Origin of the sequence: Pseudomonas sp. P39-UII1 (assembly GCF_039672635.1) — a bacterium.
Lineage (GTDB): Bacteria > Pseudomonadota > Gammaproteobacteria > Pseudomonadales > Pseudomonadaceae > Aquipseudomonas.
Map to the genome: position 1 here is coordinate 1 of NZ_JBDFPP010000010.1, position 15,342 is coordinate 15,342.

Annotated in this window: 14 protein-coding genes; 2 read left to right on the forward strand and 12 right to left on the reverse strand. The window is 65.6% G+C overall.

The window, feature by feature from the left end; all coding sequences use genetic code 11:
* Window positions 1-262: 262 nt before the first annotated feature.
* A complete protein-coding gene (aldA, locus tag ABEH27_RS14380) occupies window positions 263-1,696 on the reverse strand; it encodes an aldehyde dehydrogenase (protein ID WP_346614225.1) in 1,434 nt (477 codons plus the stop codon).
* An 8-nt stretch (window positions 1,697-1,704) separates the two neighbouring features.
* A complete protein-coding gene (locus ABEH27_RS14385) occupies window positions 1,705-3,885 on the reverse strand; it encodes a PQQ-dependent dehydrogenase, methanol/ethanol family (RefSeq protein ID WP_346614226.1) in 2,181 nt (726 codons plus the stop codon).
* Window positions 3,886-4,159: 274 nt separating this feature from the next.
* Between ABEH27_RS14385 and ABEH27_RS14390 the strand changes: the two genes are divergently transcribed.
* Window positions 4,160-5,170 (forward strand): aldo/keto reductase, encoded by a 1,011-nt coding sequence (locus ABEH27_RS14390; protein WP_346614227.1) that lies wholly within the window; start codon window positions 4,160-4,162, stop codon window positions 5,168-5,170.
* 128 nt (window positions 5,171-5,298) lie between these two features.
* Window positions 5,299-6,396 carry an alkene reductase gene (locus ABEH27_RS14395; protein ID WP_346614228.1) on the forward strand — a complete coding sequence of 366 codons (1,098 nt, stop codon included), beginning with the start codon at window positions 5,299-5,301 and terminating at the stop codon, window positions 6,394-6,396.
* Between the two features lie 59 nt (window positions 6,397-6,455).
* Here the strand turns inward: ABEH27_RS14395 and ABEH27_RS14400 are convergent, their stop codons facing one another.
* From ABEH27_RS14400 to benC, 10 genes are all read right to left on the reverse strand, one after another.
* The gene (locus tag ABEH27_RS14400; RefSeq protein WP_016499620.1) at window positions 6,456-6,668 is read right to left on the reverse strand and encodes a cold-shock protein; all 213 of its coding nucleotides are present in this window, start codon (window positions 6,666-6,668) and stop codon (window positions 6,456-6,458) included.
* Between the two features lie 160 nt (window positions 6,669-6,828).
* Complete coding sequence (locus ABEH27_RS14405; protein WP_346614229.1) at window positions 6,829-7,809, reverse strand: LLM class flavin-dependent oxidoreductase; 981 nt, start codon at window positions 7,807-7,809, stop codon at window positions 6,829-6,831.
* 99 nt (window positions 7,810-7,908) lie between these two features.
* Complete coding sequence (locus ABEH27_RS14410) at window positions 7,909-8,820, reverse strand: LysR family transcriptional regulator (protein WP_346614230.1); 912 nt, start codon at window positions 8,818-8,820, stop codon at window positions 7,909-7,911.
* 66 nt (window positions 8,821-8,886) lie between these two features.
* The gene (locus ABEH27_RS14415; RefSeq protein ID WP_346614231.1) at window positions 8,887-9,588 is read right to left on the reverse strand and encodes a TraX family protein; all 702 of its coding nucleotides are present in this window, start codon (window positions 9,586-9,588) and stop codon (window positions 8,887-8,889) included.
* 3 nt (window positions 9,589-9,591) lie between these two features.
* Window positions 9,592-10,677 carry a metal-dependent hydrolase gene (locus tag ABEH27_RS14420; RefSeq protein ID WP_346614232.1) on the reverse strand — a complete coding sequence of 362 codons (1,086 nt, stop codon included), beginning with the start codon at window positions 10,675-10,677 and terminating at the stop codon, window positions 9,592-9,594.
* Between the two features lie 216 nt (window positions 10,678-10,893).
* Window positions 10,894-11,808 carry a catechol 1,2-dioxygenase gene (gene catA / locus ABEH27_RS14425; protein WP_346614233.1) on the reverse strand — a complete coding sequence of 305 codons (915 nt, stop codon included), beginning with the start codon at window positions 11,806-11,808 and terminating at the stop codon, window positions 10,894-10,896.
* Between the two features lie 40 nt (window positions 11,809-11,848).
* Window positions 11,849-12,139 carry a muconolactone Delta-isomerase gene (gene catC / locus ABEH27_RS14430; RefSeq protein WP_346614234.1) on the reverse strand — a complete coding sequence of 97 codons (291 nt, stop codon included), beginning with the start codon at window positions 12,137-12,139 and terminating at the stop codon, window positions 11,849-11,851.
* A gap of 154 nt (window positions 12,140-12,293) precedes the next feature.
* Window positions 12,294-13,415 (reverse strand): muconate cycloisomerase family protein, encoded by a 1,122-nt coding sequence (locus ABEH27_RS14435; RefSeq protein ID WP_346614235.1) that lies wholly within the window; start codon window positions 13,413-13,415, stop codon window positions 12,294-12,296.
* A 51-nt stretch (window positions 13,416-13,466) separates the two neighbouring features.
* Window positions 13,467-14,228 (reverse strand): 1,6-dihydroxycyclohexa-2,4-diene-1-carboxylate dehydrogenase, encoded by a 762-nt coding sequence (locus tag ABEH27_RS14440; RefSeq protein ID WP_346614236.1) that lies wholly within the window; start codon window positions 14,226-14,228, stop codon window positions 13,467-13,469.
* A gap of 46 nt (window positions 14,229-14,274) precedes the next feature.
* Window positions 14,275-15,285 (reverse strand): benzoate 1,2-dioxygenase electron transfer component BenC, encoded by a 1,011-nt coding sequence (gene benC / locus ABEH27_RS14445; RefSeq protein WP_346614237.1) that lies wholly within the window; start codon window positions 15,283-15,285, stop codon window positions 14,275-14,277.
* Window positions 15,286-15,342: the final 57 nt, after the last annotated feature.

Below are 15,342 nucleotides of genomic sequence, written 5' to 3' on the forward strand. Positions count from 1 at the left end.
CTCGATGCCCTAGGAGCGGCTCCGCTTCAAGACCTTCCCTCGATGATCAGTCGAGAACTTTCGCCTCTTGGGAGGCGAAAGTCGAGATACAAGGAGCGGCTTCAGCCGCGAAGCAGGCGCCGCGGTGAATGGCACCGGCTTCGCCGGTGTTCGCGGCTGAAGCCGCTCCTACAGGATCCCCGTCAATTCAAAATGCATGGCCAGGGCTGCGCCCTGGTTCGCGGGGCAAGCCCGCTCCCACAAGTCCCTGCTAAACCAATGGTTACCCCTGGATATACACCACCTGCGTGCGCGTGTACTCATACAACCCGTGCTTGCCATCCGCCCCGCCGACCCCGGATTTGCGCGCCCCGGCGTGGAAGCCCTGCATGGCCTCGAAATTCTCGCGGTTGATGTAGGTCTCGCCAAAGTCTATTTCGCGGCAGGCCTTCAGCGCCGCGTTCAGGTCACGGGTGTAGAGCGACGAGGTCAAGCCGTACTCGCTGTCATTGGCCAAGGCGATCGCCTCGTCCAGGTCGTCCACCACTTGAATCGGCAGCACCGGGCCGAAGATTTCCTTGCGCATGATCTCCATGCCCGCCGCACAGCCGGCCAGCACGGTTGGCTGGTAATGGAACCCGGCACCGAGGTCGGCCACCTGCCCGCCGGTCACCAGTTGGGCGCCCTGCCCGACCGCCGTGCGCACCATCTGCGCCACCTTGTCGAGCCCTGCCTGGTTGATCAGCGGCCCCATGTCCAGGTCGGCCTGGCGCGACGGGTCGCCATAACGGGTGGCGGCCATGGCCTGGGCCACCTTGTCGACGAAGGCGTCGGCCACCTTGCGCTCCACGTACACCCGCTCGGCACAGTTGCACACCTGGCCGGTGTTGATCACCCGCGAAGCGACGATTGCCTTCACGGCCAGGTCCAGGTCGGCGTCAGCCAGCACGATTGCCGGCGCCTTGCCGCCCAGCTCAAGGTTGAGCTTGGTGATGTTCGGCGCCGCCGCGGCCATGATCCGCGCGCCGGTGGCGACGCTGCCGGTAAAGCTCACCAGGTCGATGCCTGCGTGGCTGGACAGCCCATGCCCTACGCTCGCTCCCTTGCCGCCGACCACGTTGAACACCCCCGCCGGCAGGTCGGTTTCGGCCACCAGTTGGGCGAACGCGTAGCAGTTGATCGGGGTTTCCTCGCTGGGCTTGATCACGATGGTATTACCGGTAAGCAGCGCCGGCGCCATCTTGCGGGCGATGAGAAAGAACGGGAAATTCCACGGCAGAATGCCCGCCACCACGCCCAGCGGCTTGCGCAGCAGGAAGATATGCTCGCTGGCGCGATCGCTGCTCAGCACCTCACCTTCCAGGCGCCGCGCCCACTCGGCCATGTAATCCAGGTAATCGGCGGTAAAGTTGACCTCGACCAGGGCCAGGGCCGGCACCTTGCCGCCCTCCTGGGTGATGATGCGGGCCAGGCGGTCGGCATTGGCGCGCACCTTGCTGGCGATCTGGCGCAGGTAACCGGCCCGCTCGATGGCGGCCTTCGCGGCCCAGCCCTTTTGCGCCTTGCGCGCTGCGGCGATGGCGCGCTCGACCTGTTCGGCCGGCGACTCCGGCACCCGCCCCAGCAATTGCCCATTGGCCGGGTTATAGACCTCGATCAGTGCTTCGCTGGGGACGAAGGCGTTGTCGATGAAGTTCTGGTAGGTGGTGTCAGTCATGCTCGTTTTCACTCCTGTGGGTGGTTGTCAGCCAGCGGCGAGTGCGCGGCAGGCTTGGCGCTGAACTGCTGCCAGGTATTGCCTTCAGCCTTCAGGTCATGGGCGCGCTTGATCAGGTATTGGTGCACCTGCTCGACCTGCTCGGGTTTGAGGTTGTCGGCAAACGAGGGCATGCCGTCCGGCACTCGGCCGCCATAAAGGATGCCGAGGAACATCTGGTGTTTTTCTGCGGTGAGCTTGCGCAGGTCAGGCAGCACGCCGCCGCTGACGGCATGGATGCCGTGGCATTGCGAGCAGTTGCCGTCGTACAGGGCAGCGCCGGCTGCGACCGTTTGCGCATCGGCGGTCAGCGCGGGTGGTTCCGGCGCATTGGCGGGTGGCGCGGGCTCACGCAACGTGGCGGTGCCGCCGAGCTTGTAGGTCAGCACCTGGGAGAACGGCTGCACGCCAGCGCGCAGCGACAGCGCCCCGGCAAAGGTGGAGAACGCACCGCCCCAGCCTGCCATGAAGGTCACGTACTGCTCGCCATCCACCGAATAGGTGATCGGCGCGGCCATCACCCCACTGGCCGCTGGCGACTCCCAGAGCTTCTTGCCCGAGTCGGCGGCATAGGCGATCACCCGGCCATCGGCGCTGCCTTCGAACACCAGGTTGCCGGCAGTGCTCAGGGTGCCGCCGTTGAAGATGGTGATGTACGGCACTTCCCAGGCCGGCGCCTGCTTGACCGGGTCCCAGGCGATCAGCTTGCCGGACCAGCCCTTGGCCATCTCCAGCAAGCCATCGGCGCCTTCGGGCATCATGCCGGTGCGCAGCCCCAGCTGGTACACGCTCTTGAACGGGTTGCGCTTCGGCGCTTCGGGAATGTGCTCGTAGTACGCCGACATGATGTGCGCCGGGATGTACACAAGGCCCGTCTCGGGGTTGTAGGACATCGGGTGCCAGTCGTGGGCGCCCCAGAATGCCGGGGTCACCAGCTTGCGCTTGCCGTCCTTCCAGTAGGCCGCTGCCTCGTCGTCGAGGATTGGCCGGCCGGTCTTCATGTCGATGCCCTTGGCCCAGTTAACCGGCACGATGTTCTTCGCCGAGAGCAACTCGCCGGTCGCCCGGTCGAGCACGTAGAAAAAGCCGTTCTTGGGTGCTTGCATCAGCACCTTGCGTTGTTTGCCGTCGATGGGCAGCTCGGCGAGGATCATGTGCTGGGTGGCGGTGAAGTCCCAGGCATCGCCCGGCGTGGTCTGGTAGTGCCAGGCGTATTCGCCGGTGTCGGCATTGACCGCCACGATCGATGACAGGAACAGGTTGTCGCCCTTGGCCTGGCTGCGCCATTTCGGGTCCCACATCGAGCCATTGCCCACGCCGATGTACAACAGGTTCAGCTCGGGGTCGTAGGCGAACGAATCCCAGGCCGTGCCACCGCCACCCCACTCCACGTAGGCGTCGCCATGCCAGGTCTTGCTGGCGATTTCCATGGCCTTGTTTTCGGGCGGCAGCTTGGGGTCGCCGGGCACGGTGAAGAACCGCCAGGCCTGCTTGCCGGTTTCGGCATCGTAGGCGGTCACATAGCCGCGTACCCCGAACTCGGCGCCGCCGTTGCCGATCACCACCTTGCCGTTGACCACCCGCGGCGCGCCGGTGATGGTGTAGCTGCGTTTGTCATCATCGCGGGTGTCCACCGACCACACGCGCTTGCCGGTCTTGGCGTCGATGGCCTCCAGGCGGCCATCGAGCACGCCAACGTAGACTTTGCCCTGCCACACCGCCACACCGCGGTTGACCGCGTCGCAACAGGCTTCGCCAGCGCGGTTGCGGTCGGACTGCGGGTCGTACTTCCACAACAGCTTGCCGTTGCGCGCGTCCAGGGCATACACGACCGAGAACGGCCCGGTGGTGTACATCACCCCATCGACCACGATCGGCGTGGCCTCGACGCCACGGTCCAGGTCCAGCTTGTAGCTCCAGGCCAGGCCGAGCTGGTTGACGTTGCCCTGGTTTATCGCCTTCAGCGGGCTGTGGCGCTGCTCGTCATAGGTACGGCCGTGGCTCATCCAGTTGCCGGGCTCCTGGTCGGCATTGATGATGCGCTGGCCATCGACTTCGGCAGCAAAGGCACCTGCGCTGCACGCCAGGCTCAGGGCCAGGCAGCTGAGGATGTGTGGCAGGGGCCGGCGGTGCGGGCCTGTCTGGTTCATGCTCGGTTCTCCGTTCTTGTTATGGCGACACCGCAACGGGCATCGTCAACAGACAGAGCAACGGCTGTGCCACAGGCGCAGCCCACCTTCGAACAGCCCATGCTAGAGCGCCTGAAGCCCTACGTGCGGTAAAGCCCCGGCCGGTAGGCAATGGCGCACGGGCGAAACACCCGCTGCAGGTATGACACAGGTGTGCCAGCCTGGCCTGCGGCCTTTCAATGCCGGCCGGTTCTGTGTAAAACAGGCGGATCATTCCCTTTCAAGGACACCCGGCATGATCTACCGCCCCCTCGGCCACAGCGGCCTGCAAGTCTCCGCGCTCACCCTGGGCAGCATGATGTTCGGTGAGCAGACCAGCACCGAGGATGCACTGCGGATCATCGACAAGGCCTGGGACCAGGGCATCAACTTCATCGACACCGCCGACGTGTACAACGCTGGCCGTTCCGAGGAAATCGTCGGCGAAGCGGTGGCGCGCCACCGGCAGGACTGGATCGTCGCCTCGAAAGTCGGCATGGGCCCGGCCGATGGCCTGCCCAACCGCAGCGGGCTGTCGCGCAAGCACATTTTCAATGGCATTGACGCCACGCTGACGCGCATGGGGCTGGACTACCTGGACATCTACTACCTGCACCGCGAGGACCACAAGGTGCCGCTGGAGGAGACGGTGCGGGCCATCGGCGACCTGCTGCAGCAGGGCAAGATCCGCTACTGGGGCGTATCCAACTACCGCGGCTGGCGCATCGCCGAAATCTGCAACCTGGCCGAGCGCCTGGGGGTGGCCAAGCCGGTGGTCAGCCAGCCGCTGTACAACATCGTCAACCGCCAGGCCGAGCCTGAGCAGTTGACTGCAGCGGCCTACCATGGCCTGGGCGTGGTGCCGTTCAGCCCGCTGGCCCGTGGCGTGCTCAGCGGCAAGTACGCCCCCGGCGCCGAGCCTGAAGCCGGCAGCCGCGCCGCGCGCCAGGACAAGCGCATCCTCGAAGTGGAATGGCGCCAGGAGTCACTGAGCATCGCCCGGCAGATCCAGGCGTATGTCGAGGCCAAGGGCGTGGGCATGGTCGAGTTCGCGATTGCCTGGGTACTCAACAACCAGTTGGTCAGCTCGGCGATCGTCGGGCCGCGCACCGAGGCGCAGTGGGACACCTATGCCGGGGCGCTGGCGGTGCAGATCACCGCCGACGATGAGGCGTTCATCGACTCGCTGGTGACGCCGGGGCATGCGTCGACGCCCGGGTTCAATGATGTGGCGCATTTTGTCAGTGGGCGACTGGCTCGCGGGTAAACCCGCGAAGCGGCCGGCACGGGCAAACCGATTTCCATTGGGGAGCCCACCGCCGGGGTGCCGGTCCCCCCTTTCCCCAATCATCCCGGTATCGTGCGCGCCATTGGTTTTCCACCTTTGGAGCGGTAATGAAACTCTTCCAACCCCTGCAGATCGGCCCACTGACACTGCCCAACCGGGTGTTCATGGCCCCTCTCACCCGCCTGCGCAGCCGGGAACCCGGCGATGTGCCGACGCCGATGATGGCCGAGTACTACGCCCAGCGTGCCAGCGCGGGGCTGATCATCACCGAGGCCACGCAGATTTCCTTCCAGGCCAAGGGCTATTCAGGCTCGCCCGGCATCCACAGCGCCGAGCAGATCGCCGCCTGGCGCCTGGTCAACGAAGGCATCCACGCCGCAGGCGGCCACAGCGCCGTGCAGGTCTGGCACACCGGCCGGGTCTCGCATACATCGCTGCAACCCGGTGGCGCTGCCCCGGTGGCACCGTCTGCCCTGCCCGCTGAAGCGCGTACCACCTTGCGCGATGAGCAAGGCAACCTGGTGCGTGAGCAAACCTCTGCCCCGCGGGCATTGAGCGAAGCTGAAATCGCCGGCATCGTCGCCGACTTCGGCCAGGCGGCAGCGAATGCCCGTGAGGCCAACTTCGACTTCATCGAGCTGCATGCCGCCCACGGCTACCTGCTGCACCAGTTCCTCACCCCCAGCGCCAACCAGCGTGAAGACCGTTATGGCGGCAGTGTCGAAAACCGCGCCCGCATCGTGCTGGAGGCCGTGGACGCGGCGATTGCCAACTGGAGCGCCGACCGCGTGGCGATCCGCATCTTCCCGCTGGGCGGCTTCAATGGCGTGGACAATGGCGAAGACCAGGAAGCGGCAGGCTTGTACCTGATCCAGGAACTGGCAAAGCGCAACCTTGCCTATCTGCACCTGTCCGAGCCGGACTGGGCAGGCGGCAAACCGCTGCGTGACACGTTCCGTGAGGCGATTCGGGCGGCCTACCCCGGCGTGATCGTGGCAGCCGGCGCGTACACCGCCGAGAAGGCTGAGGGCCTGATCCAGCGCGGCCTGATCGACGCCGCCGCGTTCGGCCGCAGCTTCATTGCCAACCCGGATCTGGTGGCGCGGCTGCAAGCCCAAGCCCCTTTGAACGAGCACCGCGCGCAATTCGACTACGCCAACGGGCCGCAGGGGTATACCGATTACCCGTTCCTGCAGCAGGCCTGATCGGGACCGCAGCAACTGAAAAGGGGCCGAACACGGCCCCTTTTTATTTACGCCCCGGTTTACTCCGCGCGTACTTGGGCGGCCTGCATGCCTTTTTGCCCTTTTTCGGCAACAAAGCTGACCTTCTGGCCTTCTTTCAAAGACTTGAAGCCATCGGACTCAATGGCCTTGAAGTGCACGAACAGGTCATCACCACCCCCATCCGGGGTAATGAAGCCGAAGCCTTTCTCATCGTTGAACCATTTAACAGTTCCGGACTGTCTGTTGGACATGCGCTGAATCCTCGGTCGCTGGCAGCTTGCTGCATGAGTTGAAGGTCACGGGAACCTTGTCGCTTTACAAGGCCCGGGCGTTAACAGTTTCAGCCATACATTGAAAAGGCGCCACTGCCATTTTTGTCAGCGCAGCCAACCCTGCCTGCCCAAGGCCTTGTTACCCGAGCGCGCTCAATGCCTGCGCCGCATAGGCGTGCGAGCGCAAACGGGCCAGCGGGTCATGGATCCGGCAATCGATCATCAGTTCATCGGCGCCTGTCTGCTGGATCAGCGAGCGCAGGCCTTCCCTCACCCGCTCCGGCCCACCGGCGATGGTGCATGCCATCACCTGCTCAAGCACTGAACGTTCGTGGGCTGGCAGGCTTTCAACGTACCCTTCCTGCGGTTTGGGCAGCAGGCCGTAACGCCCTACGTGCAGGTCGAGCATCCACTGCCGATGAGAGCTGGCATGGTAATCGGCTTCGGCATCGCTGGCGGCGGCAAACAGGTTCACGCCCACCATCACGTAAGGCTTGGCCAGCTGCGCGGACGGTTGGAAGTTCGCCCGGTAATGGGCCACGGCCTGCAGCAGAAAGCGCGGCGCGAAGTGCGAGGCAAAGGCATACGGCAAGCCCAGCTTGGCGGCAAGGTCGGCGCCGAACAGGCTGGAGCCGAGGATCCACACCGGCACGTCATGGGCGCCTGGCACGCCACGCACCTGGCGCTTGCCATTGTCGGCCAGGTAGTCGCGCAGCTCGGCGATGTCCTGGGCGAAATCCCGTTCGGGCGTGGCGCCGCGCAAGGCACGCACGGTCGGCCCCGAGGTGCCGGGGGCACGGCCCAGGCCAAGGTCGATGCGGCCCGGGTGGAGGGTGTCGAGGGTACCTAACTGCTCGGCCACCACCAATGGCGCGTGGTTGGGCAGCATGATGCCGCCGGCACCCACGCGGATGTGCCGTGTGGCATTGGCGATTTCGTTGATCACCAGCGAGGTGGCGGCAGAGCCGATGCCGGGCATGTCATGGTGCTCGGCGATCCAGTAACGGCTGTAGGCGTGCTGTTCGACATGACGGGCCAGTTGGCGGGACTCTTCGATCGCGTCGGCAAAGGTCTTGCCTTCGCCGATCATCACCAGATCCAGTACGGACAGAGCAGTCATGGGGTCTCCAAAGGGATTATCAGTGACGCCAGTGTCCAGCCTGTAGCGCCAGGAATAAACCCAGGTTCAGGCCCTACATTCGGGCCTGATATTCCCCAATCACTGCTCCCAAGGCACGCCCTGCTCCCAGGTGGCGACCAGCATGTCGATGAAACCGCGCACCCGCGGGGACAGGTGGCGCTTGCTCGGGTACACCACACGAATCGGGTCTGCCGGTGGCCTGTAGGCGTGCAATACCTCCACCAGGGTGCCCGCGCGCAGGTCGTCGCCGGTGATATAGGTAGGTAGGTGAATCAGCCCGAAACCTGCCCGCGCGCCATCCAGCATCGCTTCGGAACTGTCGATGTTGAGCCGCCCGGGTTCCTCGCACAGGTGCAGGCCTTCGGCCGTATGAAAGCGCCAGGGCATGGATTTTTCACCCGCCAGAAAGGCGATCTTGTCATGCCCGTAGAGGTCTGCAGGCACCTGCGGCACACCGTGCTGGCGCAGGTAGTCGGGCGAGGCGCAGGTGACGAACTGCTGCCAGGCCACGGTGCGGGTAAGCAGTTGCGAGTCTTCCTTGGGCGCGCCGATACGCACGGCGACGTCCACGCCCTCCTCCACCAGGTCGACGAAACGGTCGGTAAAACGGATGTCGGCGCGCAGCTCCGGCCACTGTTTGAGGTAGCCATCGAGAATCGGCAACACATGGCGCTGGCCCAACGACAGCGGCGCGGTCAGGCGCAAGGTGCCGGTCGGTTTGCCGCGACGTTGGGCCATGGTGCTTTCGACCTCGTCCAGGTCGTCGAGGATCTGCCGCCAGCGCTCGAACGCCACCAGGCCCTCGTCGGTCAGGCTCAACTTGCGCGTGGTGCGGTTGAGCAGGCGCACCGCCATGCGCGCTTCCAGCCGGGCGATGCTCTTGCCCACGGCCGAGCGCGTCAGCCCCAGGCTTGCCGCTGCAGCGGTGAAACTGCCGGCCTTCGCGGCGCTGACGAAGGCGGCGATGTCGCCGAAGCGGTTGGGTTCCATGGAAGGCTCCTGCGGTACTGAAGACCGGCTTAGATGGGTGCGTTTTGCCGTATTGCAAGGGCAGAGTCACAGCACCCCCTGCAGCCCTTTGATGATCAGCAAGTGCAACGGGTAGAACAGATAGCCCCAACGGCCCACGGCTGGCACGGGCCGATCATCGCACCGCAGCAGCAGGCAGCCGAGGGGGATGGCCAACAAGGCGGCGATCATGGTCAACACAGTGACGGGTGCCGTCAGGTGTTCGAGCAACCAGCTGTTGGTCAGGTTGCCGGCCACCGCCAACAGGCACGGCAGCAGCCAGGCAACACCACCGCGGTTGCGCGCCACAAGCCAGGCAGCAGGCAACAGTACACCCGGCAAGCCGTACATCAGCTGCGCACTGAACAGCGTCGCGATCAACAAGGCGCCCAGGCCGATCAACCGTGCCTGCAATTGTGGGTGCCACACAGCCCAGGCAGCCAGCAGCCCCAACGTCAGCGTCGGGATTACACTGAGCGTTTGCGTGGCAGGGTCCAGCCAGCGATAAGGCCCTTCGGACAGCACTGCGAAGGCCAGCATCCAGCCCAGGTAGCGCAGGTTGCCGCAGGTGAACAGCTGCCCCTGTGGGCTGCGCGCGACATTGACCGCGATAGCCAGGCAGAACAGCGGGAACGCCAGCCGGCCGATGATGAACAGCCCATCGGCTGCCGGCCAGAGAAAACGCAGATGGTCGGCGACCATGGTCACGATGGCTGTCCACTTGACCAGGTCCAACCCCGCCGAACGCACGCCTCAACGCCCCGGCACGGCGGCCTGGCCCAGATATTTGCTGGCCCAGGCGGCCAGCGGCAGCGGCGGTTGCTGGTCGAAGATGCGCCGCCAGATCAACGCCAGGTCGTGGCTGTTGAACATCGAGCCCACCCCGGCGCCCTGCCACGCGGTTGGCGTGTGGGCGACCCAGTGCCCCTGCGCGTCGCGTTGGGCCATGTTGAAGCGGAAGGTGTAATTACCCGGGATGCCCATGCGCAGGTCGGTGACCACCAGCGCACCGTTCACTTCGTCGTAGCGCAGCCAGTCATCGGTAAACCAGCGCAGGCGCTGCAGCAGCGGCGCGTCGGCCAGGGCCTCGGCGAGCGGCAGGTTGCGTGGCAGGCGCTGCATTTCCGGGGGTTCGCGGTCGAACGTGCTGCTGACGCCTTCGTAATAATCGCCCTCGGGGGTTTTCGCCAGCACCCGCCAGACCAGGCTGTTGAAGGCGATCGGCACCGCGCGCACGCTGCTGACGGCAATGCCCTGCTGGTCCAGCGCAGCCTGGAAGCGCTGCTCGGCGGCCATGCGGCTGGCGAGGCCGAAGCCCAGGTAGGCCGTGCTGAATACCAGCGCCAGGCTCAACAGGCGCACGGCTCTGCCGCTGACGCCCTTGAGCGCGGCGTAAAGCACGGCAGCCAGCAGTGGCACGGTGTACACCGGGTCGATGATGAATACCGAGGCCCAGCTTAGCGGGGTGAAGGTCAGCGGCCAGAACAGCTGGGTGCCGTACACCGTGAATGCGTCCAGAATCGGGTGCGTGACCAGCACCAGCCAGAACGCCAGAAACAGCCTGGGCAAGGTGTAGCCCTTGTCGGGCCAGCGCCTGCGGCCTTGCCAGTTGACCAGCCACGCCAGCAGCAGGGCCAACCCGGTGAGGACGAAGATGGAGTGCGAGAACCCCCGGTGGAAGGTCATCTGCGATACCGGGTCGGCGTAGCGGATAACCACGTCGAGGTCTGGCACGGTGCCAAGGAGCGCACCGTAGATGAGCGAGCGACGGCCCTGTATGCGGCCGAGCACCGTGCCCTGCAGGGCGGCGCCGAGTACGGCTTGGGTGATGGAGTCCAAGGGAAGGCTTCCTGAATGGGCAATACGGAAACCTAACCCTCGAACAGCCCGTGGTGCAAACACTGCTGTGTGACAACGCTTGGCAACGTCTGGGGCGCGCACTCTGGCGACGATAGTGGATGGCAGGGGCTTTGCCCTTGATCGCCGGCAAGCCGGCCCCCACCCAGACCGTGTTGAATTCAAGGCCCGCGCTGTAGCTGTGCCGACGATTGCACCTCAGCCTTCCTGCAGGGCCCGAGGCCGCCCGCTGCGCTGCTCGTCCGTGCTTTCCTGGGCCTTTTGCAGCTGGAAGTCGAACTTCAGCTCGGCATAGCGGCCCTGGGCACCGTCACGGAACACCACCTCACCCACCAGCCCATCACGGGTGGCATAGGCGAAGTCATCCCACAGGTATTTGTCCCCGGACAGGTTGATCTGCGTGGTCAGGTGCCGATGCCCCGGCGCCGAGATGAAGAAGTGCACATGCGCCGGGCGCTGGCCGTGGCGGCCGAGCTGGTCCAGGCATTCCTGGGTCGGGCCTTGGGGGTCGCAGCCATAGCCCGACGGCACGATCGAGCGGGCGCGGTAGCGGCCTTCGGCATCGGTGACGATGCGCCGGCGCAGGTTGTACGCGGACTGGCTCTGGTCGAAGAACGAGTAAGTGCCACGCGTATTGGCGTGCCACAAGTCGACCGTGGCGCCGGCCAGCGGCTGGCCTTGGGGGTCGAGCACCTGGCCTTCGAGGAACATGACCGTGGCCACGCCCTCCTCGCTGCCGTCGTCCATGCGCACTTCGCCCTGCGCAATTGGCGCACCGGCGACGTACAGCGGCCCTTCGATGGTGCGCGGGGTGCCGCCGGTGAGGCCGGCCTCGGCGTCTTTGGCATCTTGCAGCAGGTCGAGGAAGTGCTCGATACCAAGCCCCGCCACCAGCAGCCCGGCCTCGCCACGCCCACCTAAACGGTTGAGGTAGTCGACGGCGTGCCAGAACTCGTCTTCGCTGATGTCCAGGTCTTCGATCAGGCGGGCAGTGTCCTGCAACACGCGCTGAATGATGCGCTTGAGGCGCGGGTTGCCGGCGTCGTTGCCAAAACCTGCGGCTTGCTCAAAGAACGCCTGGGCGTCGGCAGTGTGGGAAATCTTCACGGTCATGGGGCTTACCTCGTCTTGTTCTTGTGCAGAAGGCTTGGGTTCAGCGGTCGTCGGCGTGGATCGACGACGGGTGTCGGCACAGGCCATCGACCTCGATGTCCATGTACGGGAACAGCGGCAGCTGCATCAGCGTGTCGTGCAGCGCCTCGACGCTGGGCACGTCGAACACGCTGTAGTTGGCGTAATGCCCAGCGATGCGCCACAGGTGGCGCCAGGTGCCCTCGCGCTGCAGGCGCTGGGCCAGCTCCTTTTCGTCGGCCTTCAGCTGTGTGGCCTTGGCCGGGTCCATGTCGGGCGGCAGTTTCACGGTCATCTTCACGTGGAACAGCATGGGGGTTCTCCTTACTCTGAGGTCGTGGATCGTTGGTCTGGCACGGCCCTTGTAGCCGCGGGCTTGCCCGCGAAGCAGGCCCCGCGGTGGGTGGCACGGGCTGCGCTCATGTTCGCGGGGCAAGCCCGCCCCACAGGTGTTGCGCCAATTGCAATCAGCGGCGGGCGAAGCGCGCCAGCTGCGTTTCGTTCAAGCTCAGGCCAAGGCCTGGGGTGCGCGGCACGTGCAGCTGGAAGTCGCGGTACTGCGGCGGCTCGTTGACGATTTCTTCGGTGAGCAACAGCGGCCCGAACAGCTCGGTGCCCCAGGTCAGCTGGCGCAGGGTGAGGAAGGCATGGGCCGAAGCCAAAGTGCCGATCGTGCCTTCGAGCATGGTCCCGCCGTACAGCGCGATGCCGGCTGCCTCGGCGATCTGCGCCGTGCGTAGCACTGCACGTGGCCCGCCGTTCTTGGCGATTTTCAAGGCGAAGATGCTGGCGGCACCGTCGGCGGCCAGGCTGAAGGCGTCCTCGACGCTTTCGATGGATTCGTCAGCCATGATCGGCGCCGGGCTGCGCTGGTTCAGGCGAACCTGCCCGCCACGGTTGACCCGCGAGATCGGCTGCTCGATCAAGTCGATGCCGTTGTCGCCCAGCACCTGGCACGCGCGAATGGCCTGTGACTCGTCCCAGTACTGGTTGACATCGACGCGCACGCTGGCGCGCTCGCCCAGTTCGCGCTTGATCGCCACCACGTGGTTCAAGTCCTGCTGCAGCGGGTTGGCGCCGATCTTCAGCTTGAACACGCGGTGACGGCGAACCTCCAGCATGTGTTCGGCTTCGGCGATGTCGCGGGCGGTGTCGCCGCTGGCCAGGGTCCAGGCCACTTCCAGGCTGTCGCGCACCCGCCCGCCAAGCAGCTCGCTAACCGCCAGGCCAAGGCGCTTGCCCTGGGCGTCGAGCAAGGCGCTCTCGATGCCGGACTTGGCAAAGGTGTTGCCCTTGGCCAACTTGTCGAGCTTGAGCATGGTGGCGTTGATGTTGTCCGCCGGCAGGCCGATCAGCGCCGGCGCCAGGTGCGCATCGATGTTGGCCTTGATGCCCTCGGGGCTCTCGTAGCCGTAGGCCAGGCCGCCGATGGTGGTGGCCTCGCCGATGCCTTCGACGCCGTCGCTGCAGCGCAGGCGCAGCACCACCAGGGTCTGCTGCTGCATCGTGTGCATGGCCAGCTTGTGCGGGCGGATCGTGGGCAGGTCGACGATCAGCGCCTCCAGCCGGTCAATGGTCGGGCTTGTCATGCAAGAGCTCCAGTTAGGTCAGCGATGAAATGGAGTGTGCTGGGGGGAGCCTCAGCCGAGGTCGCCGCCCCCTACCGGCAGGGTCACACCGGTGATGTAGGAGGCCTCGTCCGAGGCCAGGAAAAGGATCGCGCCGACCTGTTCGTCGATGCTGCCGTAGCGGTGCATCAGGCTGCTGTCGAGGGTCTGCTCGACGATCTGCTGGTACCAGCGTTTGTCCTGCTCGCTCTGCTCGGCCTGGTTGCGCGGCACGCGCCGGGGTGGCGCTTCGGTGCCGCCCGGCGCAGTGGCGTTGACACGGATGCCACGGCCGGCGGTTTCGAAGGCCAGGCAGGCAGTAAGCGCGTTGACGCCGCCCTTGGCTGCGCCGTAGGGCACGCGGTTGACACCGCGGGTGGCGATGGACGAGACGTTGACGATGGCGCCGCTGCCGCGTTCGAGCATGTAGGGCAGCGCCGCGTGGCAGCACCACAGGGTGGGGAACAGCGAGCGGCGTACTTCGGCCTCGATCTGCGCCACTTCGTAGTGTTCGAACGGCTTGGCCCAGAGGGTGCCGCCGACGTTGTTGACCAGGATGTCGAGGCGGCCGAAGGCCTGCACTGCCGTGGCCATGACCTGGGCGCAGTCGGTGGGCTGTTCGAGGTCGGCGATGAGGGTCAGCATGCCCTCCCCGGCCAGTTCGTGGACCAGCTCGGAGCGGTCAACCGCCACCACCTGCGCGCCTTCGGCCTTGAGCCGCCAGCACACGCCACGGCCGATGCCCTGCGCGGCACCGGTGACCAGGGCGACTTTGCCTTGGAATCTTGCATTCATTGGTAGTTCTCCATGCTGACGCTGTGGGAGCGGCCCCCAAGGAAATTCAGGCCGCTGCGGCGAACTTCTCGAAGTAGAAGTTGGCCGGGGTGATGCCCTGTTCGCGGATGTAGTGGCTCACCGCCTCGACCATCGGCGGCGGCCCGCACAGGTACACATCCACATCCCCGCCATTGAGGTGCTGCGGCGCGATGTGCTGGGTCACGTAGCCCTTCTGCGGGTACTGGCTGTCGGGGTTGGCCACGCAGGCGCTGAAGGTGAAGTTGGGGATACGCGCGGCCAGCGCCTGCAGGCGGTCCAGCTCGACCAGGTCGAAATCGTTGGTCACCCCGTAGATCAGGTGCAATGGGTGCTCGCTGCCCTGCTCGGCAATCTTCTCCAGCATCGCCGTGAACGGCGCCAGGCCCGTACCACCGGCCAGCAGCAACAGCGGGCGTTGAATCGGCCGCAGGTAGAAGCTGCCCAAGGGGCCCGCCAGGCTCATGCTGTCGCCGGCCTTGGCCAGGCTGGTGAGGAAGCTGCTCATCAGGCCACCGGGCACGTTGCGGATCAGGAAGCTGACCTCGCCGTCCTTCTGCAACGAGCTGAAGGAATAGGCGCGGCTCTGGTCGCTGCCGGGCACGCTGAGGTTGACGTACTGCCCCGGCAGGAAGGCCAGGCCGCTCAGCGACTCCCCCTTGATCGACAGGGCGATGGTGCTGGCCGACAACTGGCGCACGTCGCTGATGGCGGCCTGGAAGCTGGCCTGCTCGGTCTTGCACACCTGCGAAGACGCCGGGATGCGTACCACGCAGTCGCTTTCGGCGCGCATCTGGCAGGTCAGCACGTAGCCTTCGGCGATTTCATCTTCACTCAGGGCGTCTTCGATGAAGTTGTCGCCCAGGTCGTAGCGGCCAGACTCAGCCTTGCATTTGCAGGTGCCGCAGGCACCGTCGCGGCAGTCCAGCGGGATGTTGATGCCTTGGCGGTAGGCGGCATCGGCCACGGTTTCATGGCCGTTGGCCTCGATGAAGCGGGTGACCCCGTCTTCGAAATTAAGCGCGATCTGGAAGCTCATGTTGCACCTCGCGGGCGAACCTGGCCGCGGCGCGCCTTGGGGCACACCGGGCAGTTC

Excerpts from the sequence above, each read along its gene's own strand:
- catC (WP_346614234.1), bottom strand. The coding sequence starts at position 12,139 with ATGCTGTTCCACGTGAAGATGACCGTGAAACTGCCGCCCGACATGGAC.
- ABEH27_RS14405 (WP_346614229.1), bottom strand. The coding sequence starts at position 7,809 with ATGACTGCTCTGTCCGTACTGGATCTGGTGATGATCGGCGAAGGCAAG.
- catA (WP_346614233.1), bottom strand. The coding sequence starts at position 11,808 with ATGACCGTGAAGATTTCCCACACTGCCGACGCCCAGGCGTTCTTTGAG.
- ABEH27_RS14400 (WP_016499620.1), bottom strand. The coding sequence starts at position 6,668 with ATGTCCAACAGACAGTCCGGAACTGTTAAATGGTTCAACGATGAGAAA.
- ABEH27_RS14435 (WP_346614235.1), bottom strand. The coding sequence starts at position 13,415 with ATGACAAGCCCGACCATTGACCGGCTGGAGGCGCTGATCGTCGACCTG.
- benC (WP_346614237.1), bottom strand. The coding sequence starts at position 15,285 with ATGAGCTTCCAGATCGCGCTTAATTTCGAAGACGGGGTCACCCGCTTC.
- ABEH27_RS14440 (WP_346614236.1), bottom strand. The coding sequence starts at position 14,228 with ATGAATGCAAGATTCCAAGGCAAAGTCGCCCTGGTCACCGGTGCCGCG.
- ABEH27_RS14390 (WP_346614227.1), top strand. The coding sequence starts at position 4,160 with ATGATCTACCGCCCCCTCGGCCACAGCGGCCTGCAAGTCTCCGCGCTC.
- ABEH27_RS14410 (WP_346614230.1), bottom strand. The coding sequence starts at position 8,820 with ATGGAACCCAACCGCTTCGGCGACATCGCCGCCTTCGTCAGCGCCGCG.
- ABEH27_RS14395 (WP_346614228.1), top strand. The coding sequence starts at position 5,299 with ATGAAACTCTTCCAACCCCTGCAGATCGGCCCACTGACACTGCCCAAC.
- aldA (WP_346614225.1), bottom strand. The coding sequence starts at position 1,696 with ATGACTGACACCACCTACCAGAACTTCATCGACAACGCCTTCGTCCCC.
- ABEH27_RS14385 (WP_346614226.1), bottom strand. The coding sequence starts at position 3,885 with ATGAACCAGACAGGCCCGCACCGCCGGCCCCTGCCACACATCCTCAGC.